We start from the raw sequence: 17026 nt of genomic DNA, 5'->3' as shown, positions 1-17026 counted from the left end.
CGCCGTCAGTTCCGCGCATGGGCGGCTCCAGGCGCAAACGGCTCCGCCATCAATTTGTCTACGCCACGCGTGGTTGAGCTGGCCTGGGTTTGACCACGGTGGCGAGTACGATGCCGGTGACGATGAAGGCCGCGCCGACCAGATCGTAATCGTGCAAGCCCTCGCCGAGCAGCAGATAGGCTAGCACGGCGACGAACACCGTCTGCAGGTAGAGCAGCATGCTCGCTCGGCTCGCGCCGAGCGTTTCCACGCTTTTGTTGTAGAAATAGTACATCAAGGCGCCGCCCGGACCGGCCAGATAGGCGAGCGCGAGAATGCTGTGGACGTCCATGGCGGAGCGTTCGTCGTTGAACAATTCCCAGACATGGAACGGCAAGGCGACAAGGGCACCGGCGCCGAGCAGCAGCACGACCATCGGCAGGAGTTCGATGCCGAATTTGGCACGCCGCAAAAGCACGGTGTACAGGCCCCAGCAGAACGCGCTGCCGACGATCCAGAGCTCGCCGGCGTTGAACTTGAGTTGCAGCAGCGCCGTCAGGTTCCCGTGGGCAACGATGAAAATCATCCCGGCGAGTGCAACCAGCGCGCCTAGCGACTTCCACAGCCCGAGCGGCTCGCCAAGCACGAAACGGGCGAGCACCATCGTCATGACAGGCGACAGCGCCATGATGATGCCAGCCGTGGTGGCGTCGGTGTCGTTGAGGCCATGGTAGATCATACCCTGACATAGGGTGAGGCCGATCGCCCCCACCGCGACGACCTCCACGGCGCGCGTTCGCAACAGCCCGATCATCGCGTCGTGGTGACGGTGCACGATCGGCAGCAGGATGGCGCAGGCAAGCGTCAGCCGCCAGAAGCAGAGGCCCCAGGGCGGCATTTCAGGCGCCACCCATTTGGCCGCGATATAGACGCCAGCCGAAAGCAGCCAGCACAGGACGGCGGCCGGATAGCCGGTCACGGAGGGCACGACCTCGGATTGCGCGACGTGATGCGCTATCGGCATTGCCTGCATGTCATGCCCTCCCCTTCGATGACGTCGGCCCGATGGGAGCAATATAGCCTGCGCGATTGGGTCATGCATCCGTTTTGAAAGGCGAAAGGAATCTGCACTCGACCACGCGCCTGATACAGGCCCTGTTCAGATCGTGGGGCGCTCGGTGGCTCGCTCGCGAACCAGGCGCGAGCGGAGCCGGGTTTGGAAATGTGAGCGACAGATGGAACCAGTGCACAATTGCGATAAGATGTTTCACCATTTTCGGTTTTCGAGGTCCAATGTCTGAAGTGGACTGGCTCAGCCATCTCTTGCAAATCATTACCGTTACCGGCCAGCTCGAGGTGCGCTGCGCCTACGGTGCGCCGTGGCGCATTGCCTGGAGCAAGGCTGCCGCCAACGAAATTCCCTACCATGTCATAGTCAAGGGCCGGGCCATTTTGGAGGACCCGGACACGAGGGCAGCAAAGGAGCTGGTGAGCGGAGATATTGTGCTGCTGCCTCACGGCGCGGCGCATGTATTGCACGACGGCAGCGGGCAAACACCAATCCCTACCCAGCAACGCCGAGGGGCTGCCGGATGGATGCTGAGCGAGAATGATGGCCAGGGCGAGCAACTGGATCTGCTGTGTGGGCGATTTTTTATCGCGCCGCCCCATGATCGGCTGGTCCGCAACTACCTGCCTGCGGATCTGGTGGCGCGGTCGATGGACGGCGATGAAGAAAACGGCATCGGCTCCGCCTCCAGCCAACTGGCCGGCCTGGTGATGCTGATGCGAATGGAGTCCGCCGGTGACAGAGCCGGAGGACGCGCCATTCTCAACGCGCTTTCTTCGGCCCTGTTCACACTGGTGCTGCGTGCGGCCAGCCAATCCGGGAAAGCTCCCGAAGGCTTGTTGGCCCTGGCCGGCAATCCACGGCTTGCTCCAGCCATTTCCGCGATGTTCGCCGATGCGGCACGGCCCTGGAAACTGCCCGATCTGGCCGATTTGTGCGGGATGTCGCGCGCTACGTTCATCCGCCAGTTCCAGGACAAGCTGGGTCGCTCCGCCCTGGATTTGTTGACCGATCTCCGCGTGAGTCTGGCCGCCAACGAGTTGAAGAAGCCGGCGATCAGCACCGAGGCCGTGGCCGAGACCGTCGGGTATCAATCCGTCTCGGCATTCCGGCGCGTCTTCGCCGAAAGGATGGGGATGACGCCGGGGGAGTGGCGGCGACTGGCGCACAAGGGCGAGTAAGACGCGCAGTCTGGTATCTGGAAGGCGCAATTTGATCCTTTTACGCATCATATTGAGCTTATTCAGTCTCGAAATAATCACGCATCTCCGTAGATTAGGCTTCGCAATCACTTGATAAGGGAGCCATCCAATGAACTGCCTCGCCACCACCGGACCAGCAACCCGCGTAGCCGCCCAGATCTTCACGCAAACCGGGAAGAGCGAAAACGCTTTCGCAACGAATGCCGTCATCGAAACGATCCTGAGCCGCAGTGCCGCCAAGTACTACGACCCTTCTGCCACCCTGAGCGACGAACAGATCCGCGACCTGGTGCGTATCGGCACGTCCGCGCCAACCTCCTTCCACCTGCAGAACTGGCGCTTCATCGCCGTACGCTCGCCGGAAGCCAAGGCACGGCTGCGCCCGATCGCCTGGAATCAGCCGGCGATCACCGATGCGGCCGTGACCTTCATCATCGTCGGCAGGCTGGCCGATGCCAGCACCGTGCCCGACCGCCTGGCGCCCGTGGTGGAAGCCGGCATCATGCCGGCGCACCTGGTGCCGGAGTGGGAGATCCCCGCTCGCGGTCTGTATGACGATCAGCCGCAGCGCCAGCGCGACGAGGCGGTACGCTCCGCGACCTTCGGCGCCGCGGCGATCATCTACACGGCCCGGTCGCTGGGCATGGGTTCGACACCGATGATCGGTTTCGACGCCGAGGCGGTGCACCGCGAGTTCGGCCTGGCCGAAGACGAAGCGCCGGTCATGCTGCTGACCGTCGGGCCGGAGCGAGCCGGCAACTGGCCGCAGAAGCCGCGCATGCCGGTGGCCGATGTCCTGGACTTTGCATAATCCCCAGCAACTCCAGATCTTACGGAGACAAGGATGGCAAGAACTGCCGCTCTCGTGGAAGGCACCGCGCCAATGGCTGACTGCGTGAGAGATCGAAAAGTCCTTCCACGCCCGTAAATTAACCCGAACCAACAAATATCCGAGGAGACAATTCCCATGAAAGCGATCGTAGTGACGGACCAGGCAGCAGGAACGGCCGGGATGAAATTGGTGCAGCGGCCCGAGCCGCAGGCGGCGATAAACGATGTCGTTATCGAAATTCATGCGTCGGGGTTCGTCCCGACCGAGCTGACGTGGCCCTCGACCTGGACCGATCGCGTCGATCGCGACCGGACGCCATCGATCCCCGGGCACGAACTGGCCGGGGTGGTCACCGCCCTGGGCTATGGTACGACAGGCCTGTCGGTCGGACAGCGGGTGTTCGGCCTCGCCGATTGGTATCGCGACGGCACCCTGGCGGAGTATATCGCCATCGAGGCTCGCAACCTCGCGCCATTGCCGGGCGATGTCGACTTCACGGTGGGCGCTAGCCTGCCGATCTCGGGCCTGACCGCGTGGCAGGGACTGTTTCAGCACGGCCGTCTTCAGGCGGGACAGAGCGTCCTCGCGCATGGTGCGGCCGGCGCCGTCGGGTCGATGGTGACGCAGCTCGCACGAGAGGCCGGCGCCTACGTCATTGGCACCGGACGCTCTGCCGACCGCCAGAAGGCGCTCGACTTCGGCGCGAACGAATTCGTCGACCTCGAGAACGACGCCCTGGAAGACGTGCGCGGCGTCGATCTGGTGTTCGATGTCATCGGCGGCGACATCCAGAAGCGGTCCGCTGGCCTGATCCGAGCCGGAGGCACGCTGGTGACCGTGGTCGGACCGGCCGAGGCGCGCCCCTTGGATGGCCTTGCGGTCGACTTCGTTGTCGAGTCCGACCGTGCCCAGCTGAGCGAGATCGTCCAGCGGGTGCGGGACGGACGGCTGCGGACGAACATCGGCAAAGTCGCGACCCTCGACGAGGCGATCGCCGCCTTCAACTCGACCGAACGACGCGCGGGGAAAACGGTCATCCGTGTTCGCCCGTGAGGACTTGGGGGAGAGAGGACGGTTCCTCTCTCCCCGATTTTCGTCCAGGCGGGCGGCTCCGGATAGGTAGCGAGCAGCGAGATCTCATGTCGAACCCGCCGGTTTCGGTGTCGCATTCTGTTGGCCCGCCGACCGCCGACCGGCAGACATACTCAGGATGGCAATTCCGGGCGGGACGAAGATGTTCGTCTCGCTATTCGAGATACGGCGTCAGCACATCTTCGACCCATTTCATGAATGCGCGGACGCGGCGCGACACATTGCTGCGATGTGCTACGACGAAGGACACGGGGATCGCCCGGCGACGCAAATCGGGCATGATCTCCACCAGCGCTCCATGCCCCGAAGGTCGCGTCTTCCCTGGCGACTTCCCAACGCGTAGCACCCTACAGCGGCAAACCTGCCTTGACATAACCGTCAACGAAATGTTGTCGGTCCTCATCGCGTCTAAAGGACTGCGTAGTTGCCCAACGAGATGCGCGGAAGCCAGGATTTATCTCGAGGAACCGTTGGGCTTCCTCTTGAGCTTGGGTGAGCTGACCGAGTTGCGCCAAGCTCGCAGCAAGAATGCGCTTTGCCGGTAGCCGGCCAACCTCCTCCTTGCGGAGAACCCTGACCGCCTGGGTATAATCGCCTGCAGCATAGTACGCGAACCCAAGGTCCCAGTAGTACCAACCCGGCGGATAGGGGTTGAGCCGAAGAGCATTCTCGGCCAGTTCGACGGCATCGTGGGGCCGGCCTTGCAGGACCCTCAAGCCCGCCATGTTCACCATTGTGTCGGCATGGTTCGGATTGATCCGCAGCGCCGTTTGGAGTGCGGACTCCGCCTCTTCGAGCATACCCTCGCAGAGCCGAACAAACCCAAGAACGCTATGCGCCATCGGATCGCTCACATCGATCGACATAGCCTTCTGAGCGTAAGCGAGCCCGAGGGCCTGGTTCGTGTTAAAGTCCTCTCCGTATTGAATCGCCGCGTTGTAGTGCGAGACGGCGAGCCATGCGTAGGCCTCTGCCAGATTCGGATCGAGCTCGGCGGCCTTGGAAAGGAGAATACGAGCAAGATCATTACCGGCGGGCGAATGCATAACAAGAACGCGACCGCGAACGAGGAAGTCATACGCCTCGATCGTCATCCGGCGCCGGGGCCCATCGAGCACTGGGCCAAGCGGCAGCACGTTGACCAAAGCTGCGACGACCCTGCGCACGACTTGGTCCTGCAGATGAAAGAGGTCGGCCAGATCGCCATCAAAGCGCTCGGCCCAAAGACATCTGTTCATCGTCGCCTCAGTGAGACGAGCCCCAATTCTGACCTGGCCTGCGACGCGGCGCACGCTGCCCTCGACGATATATTGGACGCCGAGTTCCTTCGCGATCGATTGCGTATCGGTGAACCTTGCTTTGAGAGCGAACGATGAATGGCTTGCGGTCACCAGGAGGCCAGGAACCTTCGAAAGGTCGGTGATCAGATCGTCCACCAAACCGTCGGCGAAATGCGCCTGCTCCGGATCGGCGCTCATGTACGCAAAGGGCAAGACAGCGAGAGAAGGGTTCGCTTCGAGCGGCAGGCCGGCGTCGACGACTGGAGCCTCGCGCTCCGCGACGGTGAGCGGGCCCGCAAACCGATAGCCCACCCGCGGGAAAGTCGCGATCCATTCTTCCCCGTCGGGTGAGATCCGCAGCCGCCTGCGAAGGGCGGCGATCTGCACCGTCAGATTGCTTTCTTCCACGTTGGTGTTCGGCCAGGCAGCGTCCATCAAAGCCGCCTTGCGCACCACTTGACCACGCGCTTCCACCAAGGCCTTCAGAAGCGCGAGGGATTTGCTTCCAATCGCAACAGGCAGGCTGTGCTCGAATAGTGCGCTGCTGCCAGCGTCAAGCACAAAGGGGCCGAATGCGAAGCGCAGGGACACCATCGCCGATCATACGACTTTCGGAACAATTTTGCGATCAATTCGGAGTTTTTTCAGGATCGGCGCCACGAAATCACCGATGCTCTCCACCGCAGACCAGCCTGAACGGAAACTGTCAGTGGCTTGGCTCCGTACCAAGGGAGCTAATGATATGGCGAAACTAGCTCTAGCGATGAGTGTAGCCGGCGTGACCGCGCTTTACGGCGATGCCGTGGCGGAATCCTCAGCGGTCGGTCCCACCTACATCGGGGATCGGGCGGCGGACCCAGAGGACGAGACGTTCGGCTACCTGGTGAAAACTGAAAGCGATCGCCCGCTCGCTTTCATCGGTCCAGCCCACAATGTCGGTCCCCTCACGGGCGACGTGGAGAAGGACACGATAGCGTACCAGCCGCTGTTGGGAGTGCAAAGCGACGGCCTTTGGTCATTCGTGCTCGTGCGCGGGTGGTGAGGTTTCAAATGCGCGATGGCTATGGAGTGCCGCCTGCCGCCGCGGGGAGGAAGTTCTATGCCCAAGATCAATCGTCGAGAAGTTATTGCCACCGGCAGCGCCGCCCTCGCGGCCTATGCCCTTTTGCATCGCTTTGCCCAAGCTTTTCCATCGCGGCCGGGCGAAAGCGTGGTGCCGTGGCTGGACCAGATGGCGCCCAATCCTGTCCCTGACATCATACAAAACCAGCTCCATTGGGAAGATCTGGATTCGTGGATCACGCCGAACGAGAAGTTCTTCTCAATCGCCCATTTCAATCGGCCGAAGATCGACGCAGGCGCGTGGAAGCTTGAAATCGATGGAATCGTGAAGAAGCCGATGGCCCTCACCCTCGCTGACATTAAGCAACGTCCGAAACAGGAGGTGACCTTCACCGTCGAATGTTCCGGCAATCATGGCTTACCCTTCTTCCACGGCGGAATCGGCAACGCGCGCTGGGCTGGAACGCCGCTCGCGGCGATTCTCGAAGAGGCGGGCATCGCCGGAGGCGGCATCGAAGTGGTGTTTTGGGGTAGCGATGTGGGCGACGTCGCACTGAAGGACATGTTTCGCGATGTGAAGATGCACCAGAACTTTGCCCGCTCCATGTCGCTCACCGATGCGATGGATCCGAAAAATCTACTCTGCTACGAAATGAACGGCCCCGATCTCCCGCCCGCCAATGGCTACCCGCTGCGGCTCATTGCGCCTGGCTGGTACGGTATCGCCAACGTCAAGTGGCTGAAGCGCATCGAAGTCCGCGGCAGCAGATTCATGAACCAGTTCATGGCGCGGGACTATGTCACGATCCGCGAGGAGGAGAACAATGGCGAAACCGTCTGGGCGGAAACCTCGGTTGGCCGCGCGCTGCTGAAATCCGCGCCCGCCCGCGTAACGAAAAGCGATTCAGGCTATCGCATCACAGGTGCCGCCTGGGGTGCGCCCATCGCCAAGGTCGAAGTGAAGATCGACGGGGGTCCTTGGCAGGAGGCCACCATCGATCATCGCGAGGAGGCGGACTTCGCCTGGAAAATCTGGTCCATCGATTGGCCGGATGCGGCAAAGGGCAAGCATACCGTCACCTCGCGGGCCTTCGATATGGTGGGAAATATGCAGCCGGCCATGGACGATCCGCGCATTGCAAAGAAGCATACGTTCTGGGAAAGTAACGGCCAGGTGACGCGGCAAGTCGAACTCAGCTAACCGGCTTTCGCACCTCGGCATCGTCAGTCGAACAAGATTGGATCCGGCAATGTCATTCAGCGCGAAGGTTGACCCGGGTCCCAACCGCCCCAATACGTGACTTTACGGGCAAATTCCAATCTTCGGTGGGTCATTATCGGCGCCGGTCGTGACCCCGCCTCTCCTCAAGATTGTGACTCCAGATCAAGGCGTTACGTTCGTCCGTGAGGGGGTCAACCTTCAGCGCTTATTCACAGCAGGACGGCAGCTCCCCACCTTCCCCCGCCGAAGCTGCCTGTTTGCTCCCGGACTCGCTCAAGCCGGCAATCGGGACCCGAACGAACGGCAAGTTTTGGGTAACGACAGCAGCGAGCCAAACGGCGAGGAAGGGGTCGAAGGCGGACCGGCAGGTTTCCTCATAATCTGCAATCGGGACCGTAAAACCTGACGGTCTGTTCCCGGCCCCCAAAGCCGCCATTTCACAATCGTCTCGATAACCGCGCCTTCTGCCCCACGCAGCCAAACCCGCCGCGCCGAAACGCCCTCAGGCCGTCTTCTGCGTCACCAGCCCCAGTTCCTCCACCATCGCCTGGCGCATGAGGAATTTCTGCGGCTTGCCGGTGACCGTCATTGGCAATTCGGCGCGGAAGCGGATGTGGCGCGGGACCTTGTAATGCGCGATCTGGCCGGCGCAGAAGGCCTTGATCTCCTGCTCGGTGGCGATCTGGCCGGGCTTGAGCACAATCCAGGCGCAGAGCTCCTCGCCGTATTTGGCGTCGGGAATGCCGAACACCTGCACCTCCCTCACCTTGGGGTGTCGATAGAGGAACTCCTCGACCTCGCGCGGATAGACATTCTCGCCGCCGCGAATGACCATATCCTTGACCCGGCCGACGATGTTGCAATAGCCCTCCGCGTCGATGGTGGCGAGGTCGCCGGTGTGCATCCAGCCGTCGCCGTCGATCGCCTCGCGGGTCTTGTCCTCGTCGTCCCAATAGCCCTTCATCACGGAATAGCCGCGCGTGCAGAGTTCCCCCGGCGCGCCCACCGCGACGGTGGCGCCTTCGGCATCGATGGCCTTGACCTCGACATGGGGATGGATGCGCCCGACGGTCGAGACCCGCTTTTCCAGGGGATCGTCGACGCTGCTCTGGAACGACACCGGGCTGGTCTCGGTCATGCCGTAGGCGATCGTCACCTCTTGCATATGCATCAGCGAGACCACCTTCTTCATCACCTCGATCGGGCATGGCGAGCCGGCCATGATGCCAGTGCGCAGGCTGGACAGGTCGAAGGCGGCGAAATCGGGATGGTCGAGCAGGCCGACGAACATGGTCGGCACGCCGTAGAGGCCGGTGCAGCGTTCCTGCGCCACGGCGTTCAACGTCGCGCCGGCATCGAAGCCCTCGCCGGGAAAGACCATGGTCGCGCCCTTGGTGACGCAACCCATCGTGCCCATCGACATGCCGAAGCAATGGTAGAGCGGCACGGGAATGCAAAGCCGGTCGTCGACCGTCAACCTGATCGCCGAGGTGACGAAATTGCCGTTGTTGACGATGTTCAGATGGGTCAGCGTCGCGCCCTTGGGCGCGCCGGTGGTTCCGCTCGTGAACTGGATGTTGATGGCGTCGTCCGGCTTCAGCCCTTCGGAGATGCGGTCGAGACTGTCATGCTCGTCGCGCCCCGCCATGGCCAGCACATCGGCGAAGTTGAACATGCCGGGCGAGTTCTCCTCGCCCATGCGGATGACGATCCGGAGCGCGGGCAGTTTCTGTGCCCTGAGCTTGCCGGGCGTCGCCGTCGCGATCTCCGGCGCCAGCGTCTCGATCATGCCGAGATAATCCGAGGTCTTGAAGCTGGCCGCGGTGACCAGAGCCTTGCAGCCGACCTTGTTCAGCGCATAGTCCAGCTCGGTGAGTCGGTAGGCCGGGTTGATGTTGACCAGGATCAGGCCGATGCGGGCGGTGGCGAATTGCGTCACCAGCCATTCCCAGCGGTTGGGCGACCAGATGCCGACGCGATCGCCCTTTTCGAGGCCCAGCGCCAGGAAACCGGCGGCCAGCGCGTCCACCGTGTCGGACAGCTCGCTCCAGGTGAAGCGCTTGTCCTGGCCGACGAAGACGGCGGCATCGAGCGTGCCGTATCTGCTGGCCGTGTCGGAGAACAGCGCGGGGATGGTCTTGTCGAGCAGCGGCACGCCGCGCTCGCCCGAGACATGCGCCTTGCCGTCGACGGGCGCGACAAAGACACCGCCGGCGTGCGCGCCGCGTCCGCGCAGATTGGTGGCGTTCTTCAGCTCGTCGAGATTGACCGGCATCGCTCTCTCCTCCCAGAACATCCGAGCCTATCAGCCTGCCGGGACGGTGGAAATCCCGCCGAAGGTAGGGCGGCCTTCGGAAGGCAGGCCGCGCCGCCTTCCATGGTCATGAGAATGGCAGGGTCGTGAGAATGGCGCAGAAACGAAAAACCCGCCTCGACGGGCGGGTGGCGCAAATCATCACCATACCGATATTGGTAGCATAGTTGCCGGCACAAAGCAAGAACAAAATTTGTCCGCCGCTTGGCACGACGATCGCCGAGGCATGCTGGACGGGCTATCCCTTCACCGAGGCCATGCTCGCCGCTATGTCGCGCAGCATCGTCTCGTCGGCCGCGGAACGCGTCTTTCGCGACGCGACAAGACACGCCTGCGACCGCAGCACGACGCCGTCGGCCAGCACCTTGAGATGATTGGCGCGCAGCGTCGAGCCCGTGGTGGTGATGTCGACGATGACGTCGGCAAGGCCGGCCGCCGGCGCGCCTTCGGTGGCGCCCAGGCTCTCGACGATGCGATAGACCTGGATGCCGTGCTTCTGCGAGAAGAATTGCTGGGTCAGCCGCCAGTATTTGGTGGCGATCCTGAGCCGCCTTCCATGACGCTGGCGGAAATCGGCGGCGACATCATCAAGGTCGGCCATGGTCTCGACATCGAGCCAGATGTCGGGCACGGCCACCACGACATCGGCATGGCCGAAGCCGAGACGGGCGACGATTTCGGCGCGCGCCTCCCAGTCGGCGAGGTTCTCGCGCACGAGGTCCTCGCCGGTGATGCCGAGATCGACGGCGCCTTGCCCGATCTCGCCCGATATTTCGGAGGCGGAGAGGAAAACGACCTCGACATTGTCCATGCCTTCGACGCGGGCGTGATATTTGCGCTCGTCACCGGGCAGGCTGATGGCGAGGCCGGCTTTCGCCAGCACCTCCAGCGCCTGCTCCTTCAACCGGCCCTTGGACGGGATCGCCAGCGTGATCATCGCGCGCGCTCCCGCAATGCCTCGATGCGGTCGAGCCAGACCGAGAAGCCGACGCCGGGGATCGGCGTCTTGGCGCCGAGCAGGGTCAGCAGCCGGTCGTAGCGGCCGCCGCCGGCCAGCGGCCTGTCACCATCTTGCGCCGCGATCTCGAAGACCACGCCGGTGTAGTAATCGAGCGGGCGCCCGAAAGCGGCATCGTAGCGGATTCCTTGCGCCGGCAAGCCATGTGCCTCGATTGCCCTGGCGCGCGCCGCGAATTTTTCCAGCGCGGCACCCAGCGATAGGCCCGCGTCGGCGGCAAAGCTCTCCAGCGCCCGTGTCGCCGCGCCGAGCGGCACGTCGATCGCCAGAAAGGTCTTCAGCGCCGCGAAGGCTTCGTTGGACAGCCGCACGCTGCGCAGCTCGGCTTTTTCGATCAGCCGCCGCGCGATATCGGCCGGCGCGCGTCCGACTGAGGCCGACAGGCCGGCCTCTTCCATGCCGCCGGCTATATGCGCGGAGAGACCGTCCAGGTCACCGTCGAGCACCAGTGCCACGACCGGACCGGAGAGCTGGCTGTTGCGCGGCGGATTGGCGAGATCGGCAAGGGCTGCCTCCAGCATCGGCGCCGAGCCGAAAGCGCGGGCGAGCCGCATGCGCCAGCCGCGCGGCAGGCCGAGAGCCGCCAGCACCGCCTCGAAGATGGCCTGGTCGCCGAGTGTGATCGCCAGCGCCTGGCCCGGCAGCGCCAGGGACAGCAGCGCATGCGCGTCGGCCACCGAACGGGCATCGGCCGCGGCCGTGTCGCGGTCGCCGAGATCCTCGATGCCGGCCTGGAAGAACTCGTTGCCGCCTTCGCGGCGCTGGCGGAAAACCTCGCCCAGATAGGAGTAGCGACGCGGCGTACCGGCCTGGCTGGCGATATGGTCGAGGCAGACGGGAATGGTGAATTCCGGCCGCAGGCAGAGCGTCTGCCCGGTCTCGCTTTCGGTCAGGAAAATGCGGCGCCGCAAATCCTCGCCCGCCATGTCGAGGAAGGGATCCGCCGGCTGCAGCACGGCGACCTCCACCGCATGCGTGTTGCGGGTCGCGAACAGGCCGGCGATGTCGGCCGCGATGGCGGGGTAGCGGGAGGTCAATTTGCCGACCTCAGTGATTCACGACCCTCTGGTCCCAAACCAGAGGGTCTCCAAGCGGAAGCTGGCGCTTTACGGCGCCCCCCTCTGTCCTGCCGGACAGTCCGGCAGGACAGAGGGGGGCGCGACAGAACGCGGCCTCTACTTACCACGCGCTCTCTCCTCAGCCTGCGCCGCCAGTATCTTCTTCACCTGCGCCACCAGCTCGCCTTCCGCCACCGTGACCTGTGCCGGGCGGGCGGCGCGCCATTCGGCGTTGTCGGTGATTTCCGCCGACAGGCGCGCGCCTTCGATCAGGTCCTTGATCTGCAATTCGCCCTTGGCGCGCTCGTCGCCGCCCTGGATGATTGCGACCGGACAGCCGCGACGGTCGGCATATTTGAGCTGCGCCTTCATGCCGGCGCCGCCGAGATACATTTCGGAGCGAATGCCTGCGGCGCGCAGCTCGCTTACCATCTTCTGGTAGCGGCCGAGGCTTTCGGTGTCCCTGTCCATGACCAGCACGACGACCGGCGCGATCACGTCGGCGCTGTCGAGCTTGCCGAGGTTCTTCAGCGCCGTCATCAGCCTGGAAACGCCGATCGAAAAGCCGGTCGCCGGCACCGGCTCGCCGCGGAAGCGCGACACCAGCCCGTCATAGCGGCCGCCGCCGCCGACCGAACCGAAGCGCACGATCTGGCCATCCTCGTTGGGGATCTCGGCCAGGAGCTCGGCCTCGAAGACCGGACCGGTGTAGTATTCGAGGCCGCGCACAACAGAGCGGTCCATGGCGACGCGATCTTCGCCGTACCCCGCCGCCCTGACCAGGGCCTCGATGGTCGCGAGCTCGCCAACGCCCTCCTGGTAGACTGCATTCGCACCGACGCTGGCATCCTGGCCGGCCTGCGCATTGCGCGCGGTCGCCAGAAGAACCGCCTCGGCTTGCGCATCATCCAGCCCGGCGCCCTTGGCGAAGTCCCCCTCGCCTTCCTTGCCGCCGTCCCAGCGCCCCGGGCCAAGCAGTAATCGCACGCCTTCCGGCCCGAGCTTGTCCAGCTTGTCGATGGCGCGCAGCACCGTCAGCCGGCGGCCCATATTCTCTTCGCCGCCGAGGCCGATCGCCTCGAGCACGCCGTCGAGCACCTTGCGGTTGTTGACGCGAATGACGTAGTCGCCGCGCTTGATGCCGAGCGCTTCCATCACGTCGGCCATCATCATCGCCATCTCGGCGTCGGCCGCGACGCCCGGCGTGCCGATCGTGTCGGCGTCGAACTGCATGAACTGGCGGAAGCGGCCGGGGCCGGGCTTCTCGTTGCGGAACACCCAGCCGGAGCGGTAGCTGCGATAGGGTTTCGGCAAGCGCTCGAAATTCTCGGCGACGAAACGCGCCGTCGGCGCGGTCAGGTCGTAGCGCAGCGACAGCCACTGGTCGTCGTCGTCCTGAAAGGAGAACACGCCTTCGTTCGGCCGGTCCTGGTCGGGCAGGAATTTTCCGAGCGCATCGGTGTATTCGATCAGCGGCTGGTCGGCGGGTTCGAAACCGTAGAGTTCGTAGACCGAGCGGATCGTCGCCATCATCTTCTCGACGGCGCGGATATCTTCGGCGCTGCGGTCGGCAAAACCGCGCGGCAGCCGCGCTTTCGTCTTTTCCGATTTGTCGGCCATGGGATCGCCCGGTATTTCGTGATGCTTGAAGGTCAACAATGTTGCGATTTTCGCAACGCGCGTGTCCTAACCGAAGCAGCTTTGTGCGGCAAGGGCCGGCGCCTCGGCCTTCGCCCTACGGGAGAAGCGGAGAGGAGGCCGGATCTGAAACAAAAACGCACCGAAAATGAAACAATCCCGCCATCGGCGCGGCATCGTGCCGACATAATCGAGGTCGATACAGCGCACCGCAATGAAGGGGTTCGGGACATGATCAGCGCGGTGGAATTTCATGACAACAGGGATGCGGGCGACATGCCGGCACGCCTGCGCGCCGCAGATGTCCATGCTCCCAGGATGATCGGTCAGCCGGCCGGACCGTTCGAGGTTTCCGCCGATACCGGCAAGGGGCTTTCCATGCGCGACACATTGGTGACCGGCCTGCTGGTGATCTATCCGACGGTCGCCACCGTGGTCGCGATCGTCGCCGGCCTGTTCCTGGGAAGTGCCAACGGCACGTGAGGCTATTTCGGCCGTTTGAAAGCCTTCCGTTCTTTCTCGACCTGCTTGCGGCAAACACACCCCTCGAGATGATCGTTGACAAGGCCCATCGCCTGCATGAAGGCGTAGACCGTGGTCGGGCCGACGAAGGTCCAGCCGCGCTTCTTCAGGTCCTTGGAAATGCGGATTGAGACCGCCGTGGTCGGATTGGCGCGCAGATGGGCGAGGTCGACGACCTGCGGCCGTTCCTCCTTGCCGGGTTCGAACTTCCAGAACCAGGCAGCGAGCGAGCCAAATTCATCTGCCATCTCGCGGGCGCGTTTGGCGTTGTTGATCGTCGAGACGATCTTGCCGCGATGGCGGATGATGCCGGCATCGCCGAGCAGGCGCTCGACGTCCTTGTCGGTGAAGGCGGCGACCTTGTCGAAATCGAAGCCGGCGAAAGCGGCGCGAAAATTCTCCCGCTTGCGCAGGATGGTCAGCCAGGACAGGCCCGACTGGAAACCTTCGAGACAGATCTTCTCGAACAGCCGGCGGTCGTCCGCCACCGGGCGGCCCCATTCATGGTCATGGTAATGCAGGTAGTCGGGCAGATTGCCGTGCCAGAAGCAGCGCGCGACACCGTCCGGTCCGGCGAGAAGGCCGGTTCTTTCCTTGTCCATGGCGAGAATTCCATTCGTTAACGCGCTGGTTGCGCTGCTTTACCTTGGCTTTACCAGATTCCTGAACGCGGCGGTAACCACACCGAAAGGTTTAGCGACAGTTCCGCATTTTACACATTCCGATTCATGTTTCGGTTGCTGTTCCCGCGCCAATGATCGCTGAACCGGGAGGTCGTTTCCACCCGGTTTGTCAGACGATCAAGGTGCTTTCCCGATGAAGAGAGTTTTGTTTCCCGTGCTCGGCGCCGTGGCTGCGTTTGCTGCCGGCGTCACACCTTCCACGGCCGGAGACCGCTACGCCGACAGACCGCCGGTGATGGTGAGCCCCGACCTTTCCGCCCCTTGGGTGCTGCAGCTTGGCCACGCGCCGGGCATCGTGCGGCAGAACCGGCAGATCGCGCAGCAGCCGCGCCCGCGTTATGCGCAGCCCGACCGCGTGCAGACGGCGGCCGTGCAGGCCCCGGCCAAGCGAATGGTCGCGCGCGCCCAGATCAACCCGATCTACCTGCCGCAGGAAGTCGCCTATGACGGCCCGCAGAAGCCGGGCACCATCGTCATCGATACGACCCAGAACTTCCTCTATCTGGTCGAAAAGAACGGCAAGGCGCGGCGCTACGGCGTCGGCACCGGCAAGCCGGGTTTCGAATGGTCGGGCGCGCACAAGATCACCAACAAGCGGGTCTGGCCGGACTGGCGCCCGCCGGCCGCGATGATCAAGCGCGAGGCCGCCAAGGGGCGCTACCTGCCGACCTACCTGGCCGGCGGCATGGAGAACCCGCTCGGCGCGCGCGCGCTCTATCTCGGCAGTACGGAATATCGCATCCACGGCACCAACCAGCCCTGGACGATCGGCGGCGCCGTGTCGTCGGGCTGCATCCGCATGCGCAACGAGGATGTCGTCGACCTTTATGAACGGGTCGATGTCGGAACCACTGTCGAGGTGATATAATAGTTGCTGCGAATCACCCGATCCGGAAGCGCAGCGCTTCCCGGATCGGAAGGAAATAACGGGGGACGGGCCGTATGGGGATGCGGCCGGTCAGAAAGGGCGGCACGGGAAACCGTGCTGCCCTTTCCGTTTCGGACGAAGCACTGCCGCGCCCGCACGTCGCGCAAAAGGCATGACGGTTCGCATTCGTGCTGCCATTGCCGCTGTTCTTTTGCTATGGCAAGGCAACGCTCAGGTCAGAAGAGTCCGATCATGTCACTGTCCGACGACAGCCGCTATCTCAAGGGCGGCCCGGTTGCCCGGCGCATCATCGCCGCGGTGCGCGATGATGCGGCGATCGCACGGGCCGAAGGGTTCCCGCCCAAACTGGTGTCGATCACCGTCGGCGATACGGCGGCGGTGGATGTCTATGTACGCAACCAGCGCGCCAAGGCGGAGCTGGCGGGCATCGATTTCGAAGAACGACGCTTTCCCGCCACCATCACCGCGGGCGAACTGGAAGCGGCGATCCACGGCCTGAACGCCGATCCGCGCGTTACCGGCATCATCATTCAGCGGCCGGTGCCGGCACATATTCCGATCAGGACGTTGCAGGCGGCGGTGCATCCGCTGAAGGACGTCGAAGGCATGCATCCGGCCTCGATCGGCAACATCGTCTACAACCAGCTCGATCTGGCGCCCTGCACGGCGGCCGCCTCGGTCGAGCTGCTCAAGGAAACCGGCCTCGACCTCAAGGGCCTGGAAGTGGTGATCGTCGGCCACTCCGAGATCGTCGGCAAGCCGATCACCTTCCTCTTGATGAGCGAAGGCGCGACGGTCACGGTCTGCCACCACATGACGCGCTCGGTCGCCGCGCACGCGCGCCGCGCCGATGCGCTGTTCGTCGCCGTCGGCAAGCCGCGCCTGATCAAGGCCGACATGGTAAAGCCCGGTGCGGCCGTCATCGATATCGGCATCAATTCCGAGACGCTGCCAGACGGTTCCACCCGTATCGTCGGCGACGTCGACACCGACAGCGTGAAGGACGTTGCCTCCTGGATCACGCCGGTGCCGGGCGGCGTCGGCCCGATCACCGTTGCGATCCTGCTGCGCAACACGATGGTGGCGCTCAGCCGCCAGCGCGCGCTCTACGAGGCGACCTACGGCACGATCGACAGGCTGGCGGCGGAATAAACGCCGGGGCGGCC

Annotated in this window: 16 protein-coding genes; 8 read left to right on the top strand and 8 right to left on the bottom strand. The window is 63.8% G+C overall.

Annotation, left to right across the window (positions count from 1 at the left end; translation table 11 throughout):
* Positions 1-58: 58 nt before the first annotated feature.
* A complete protein-coding gene (locus LB532_RS21380) occupies positions 59-1012 on the bottom strand; it encodes a DMT family transporter (RefSeq protein ID WP_140642540.1) in 954 nt (317 codons plus the stop codon).
* Positions 1013-1272: 260 nt separating this feature from the next.
* Between LB532_RS21380 and LB532_RS21375 the strand changes: the two genes are divergently transcribed.
* The 3 genes from LB532_RS21375 to LB532_RS21365 all read left to right on the top strand — a co-directional run bounded on the left by LB532_RS21375 (position 1273) and on the right by LB532_RS21365 (position 4135).
* On the top strand, positions 1273-2229 hold the full coding sequence (locus LB532_RS21375; RefSeq protein ID WP_140642538.1) for an AraC family transcriptional regulator: 957 nt from the start codon (positions 1273-1275) through the stop codon (positions 2227-2229).
* A 130-nt stretch (positions 2230-2359) separates the two neighbouring features.
* Positions 2360-3061, top strand: coding sequence for a nitroreductase family protein (locus LB532_RS21370; protein ID WP_224557146.1), 702 nt, complete (start codon positions 2360-2362; stop codon positions 3059-3061).
* Positions 3062-3217: 156 nt separating this feature from the next.
* Entirely contained in the window at positions 3218-4135 is a 918-nt protein-coding gene (locus tag LB532_RS21365; RefSeq protein WP_140642535.1) for an NADP-dependent oxidoreductase, read from the top strand.
* A 193-nt stretch (positions 4136-4328) separates the two neighbouring features.
* Here the strand turns inward: LB532_RS21365 and LB532_RS30095 are convergent, their stop codons facing one another.
* Both LB532_RS30095 and LB532_RS21360 read right to left on the bottom strand, forming a co-directional pair.
* Positions 4329-4454: a hypothetical protein gene (locus LB532_RS30095; RefSeq protein WP_263492256.1), complete on the bottom strand. Its 126-nt coding sequence runs from the start codon at positions 4452-4454 to the stop codon at positions 4329-4331.
* 67 nt (positions 4455-4521) lie between these two features.
* A complete protein-coding gene (locus LB532_RS21360) occupies positions 4522-6048 on the bottom strand; it encodes a winged helix-turn-helix domain-containing tetratricopeptide repeat protein (protein WP_140642533.1) in 1527 nt (508 codons plus the stop codon).
* Positions 6049-6196: 148 nt separating this feature from the next.
* On the opposite strand from LB532_RS21360, the gene LB532_RS21355 reads away from it, so the two are divergent.
* A complete protein-coding gene (locus LB532_RS21355) occupies positions 6197-6496 on the top strand; it encodes a hypothetical protein (RefSeq protein ID WP_140642531.1) in 300 nt (99 codons plus the stop codon).
* 57 nt (positions 6497-6553) lie between these two features.
* A complete protein-coding gene (locus tag LB532_RS21350) occupies positions 6554-7717 on the top strand; it encodes a sulfite oxidase (RefSeq protein ID WP_224557143.1) in 1164 nt (387 codons plus the stop codon).
* A gap of 523 nt (positions 7718-8240) precedes the next feature.
* Here the strand turns inward: LB532_RS21350 and LB532_RS21345 are convergent.
* From LB532_RS21345 to hisS, 4 genes are all read right to left on the bottom strand, one after another.
* Positions 8241-10013, bottom strand: a complete 1773-nt coding sequence (locus LB532_RS21345) for an AMP-binding protein (protein ID WP_140642528.1) — start codon at positions 10011-10013, stop codon at positions 8241-8243.
* Between the two features lie 277 nt (positions 10014-10290).
* Positions 10291-10989 (bottom strand): ATP phosphoribosyltransferase, encoded by a 699-nt coding sequence (gene hisG, locus LB532_RS21340; RefSeq protein WP_140642526.1) that lies wholly within the window; start codon positions 10987-10989, stop codon positions 10291-10293.
* Positions 10986-12107, bottom strand: coding sequence for an ATP phosphoribosyltransferase regulatory subunit (locus tag LB532_RS21335; RefSeq protein WP_140642524.1), 1122 nt, complete (start codon positions 12105-12107; stop codon positions 10986-10988). The genes hisG and LB532_RS21335 overlap by 4 nt, the downstream gene beginning before the upstream one ends.
* Before the next feature lie 138 nt (positions 12108-12245).
* On the bottom strand, positions 12246-13748 hold the full coding sequence (hisS, locus tag LB532_RS21330; protein WP_140642522.1) for a histidine--tRNA ligase: 1503 nt from the start codon (positions 13746-13748) through the stop codon (positions 12246-12248).
* Between the two features lie 249 nt (positions 13749-13997).
* On the opposite strand from hisS, the gene LB532_RS21325 reads away from it, so the two are divergent.
* On the top strand, positions 13998-14249 hold the full coding sequence (locus tag LB532_RS21325; RefSeq protein WP_140642690.1) for a hypothetical protein: 252 nt from the start codon (positions 13998-14000) through the stop codon (positions 14247-14249).
* A 2-nt stretch (positions 14250-14251) separates the two neighbouring features.
* On the opposite strand, the gene LB532_RS21320 is transcribed toward LB532_RS21325, so the two are convergent.
* Positions 14252-14890 carry a DNA-3-methyladenine glycosylase I gene (locus tag LB532_RS21320; protein WP_140642520.1) on the bottom strand — a complete coding sequence of 213 codons (639 nt, stop codon included), beginning with the start codon at positions 14888-14890 and terminating at the stop codon, positions 14252-14254.
* A gap of 214 nt (positions 14891-15104) precedes the next feature.
* Between LB532_RS21320 and LB532_RS21315 the strand changes: the two genes are divergently transcribed.
* Together LB532_RS21315 and LB532_RS21310 are read left to right on the top strand one after the other, a co-directional pair.
* On the top strand, positions 15105-15839 hold the full coding sequence (locus LB532_RS21315) for a L,D-transpeptidase (RefSeq protein WP_140642519.1): 735 nt from the start codon (positions 15105-15107) through the stop codon (positions 15837-15839).
* Positions 15840-16091: 252 nt separating this feature from the next.
* A complete protein-coding gene (locus tag LB532_RS21310; protein ID WP_140642517.1) occupies positions 16092-17012 on the top strand; it encodes a bifunctional 5,10-methylenetetrahydrofolate dehydrogenase/5,10-methenyltetrahydrofolate cyclohydrolase in 921 nt (306 codons plus the stop codon).
* The last annotated feature ends 14 nt before the right edge of the window (positions 17013-17026 follow it).

This window comes from Mesorhizobium sp. ESP-6-2, from assembly GCF_020164675.1.
Lineage (GTDB): Bacteria > Pseudomonadota > Alphaproteobacteria > Rhizobiales > Rhizobiaceae > Mesorhizobium.
Note: the sequence above shows the minus strand (reverse complement) of the source record. Positions and strands in the feature narration are given on the sequence as shown.

What these genes read in the sequence shown, in the direction of transcription:
- LB532_RS21380 (WP_140642540.1), bottom strand. Translation starts at nt 1,012, where the DNA reads ATGCAGGCAATGCCGATAGCGCATCACGTCGCGCAATCCGAGGTCGTG.
- LB532_RS21375 (WP_140642538.1), top strand. Translation starts at nt 1,273, where the DNA reads ATGTCTGAAGTGGACTGGCTCAGCCATCTCTTGCAAATCATTACCGTT.
- LB532_RS21370 (WP_224557146.1), top strand. Translation starts at nt 2,360, where the DNA reads ATGAACTGCCTCGCCACCACCGGACCAGCAACCCGCGTAGCCGCCCAG.
- LB532_RS21365 (WP_140642535.1), top strand. Translation starts at nt 3,218, where the DNA reads ATGAAAGCGATCGTAGTGACGGACCAGGCAGCAGGAACGGCCGGGATG.
- LB532_RS30095 (WP_263492256.1), bottom strand. Translation starts at nt 4,454, where the DNA reads ATGCCCGATTTGCGTCGCCGGGCGATCCCCGTGTCCTTCGTCGTAGCA.
- LB532_RS21360 (WP_140642533.1), bottom strand. Translation starts at nt 6,048, where the DNA reads ATGGTGTCCCTGCGCTTCGCATTCGGCCCCTTTGTGCTTGACGCTGGC.
- LB532_RS21355 (WP_140642531.1), top strand. Translation starts at nt 6,197, where the DNA reads ATGGCGAAACTAGCTCTAGCGATGAGTGTAGCCGGCGTGACCGCGCTT.
- LB532_RS21350 (WP_224557143.1), top strand. Translation starts at nt 6,554, where the DNA reads ATGCCCAAGATCAATCGTCGAGAAGTTATTGCCACCGGCAGCGCCGCC.
- LB532_RS21345 (WP_140642528.1), bottom strand. Translation starts at nt 10,013, where the DNA reads ATGCCGGTCAATCTCGACGAGCTGAAGAACGCCACCAATCTGCGCGGA.
- hisG (WP_140642526.1), bottom strand. Translation starts at nt 10,989, where the DNA reads ATGATCACGCTGGCGATCCCGTCCAAGGGCCGGTTGAAGGAGCAGGCG.
- hisS (WP_140642522.1), bottom strand. Translation starts at nt 13,748, where the DNA reads ATGGCCGACAAATCGGAAAAGACGAAAGCGCGGCTGCCGCGCGGTTTT.
- LB532_RS21325 (WP_140642690.1), top strand. Translation starts at nt 13,998, where the DNA reads ATGATCAGCGCGGTGGAATTTCATGACAACAGGGATGCGGGCGACATG.
- LB532_RS21320 (WP_140642520.1), bottom strand. Translation starts at nt 14,890, where the DNA reads ATGGACAAGGAAAGAACCGGCCTTCTCGCCGGACCGGACGGTGTCGCG.
- LB532_RS21315 (WP_140642519.1), top strand. Translation starts at nt 15,105, where the DNA reads ATGAAGAGAGTTTTGTTTCCCGTGCTCGGCGCCGTGGCTGCGTTTGCT.
- LB532_RS21310 (WP_140642517.1), top strand. Translation starts at nt 16,092, where the DNA reads ATGTCACTGTCCGACGACAGCCGCTATCTCAAGGGCGGCCCGGTTGCC.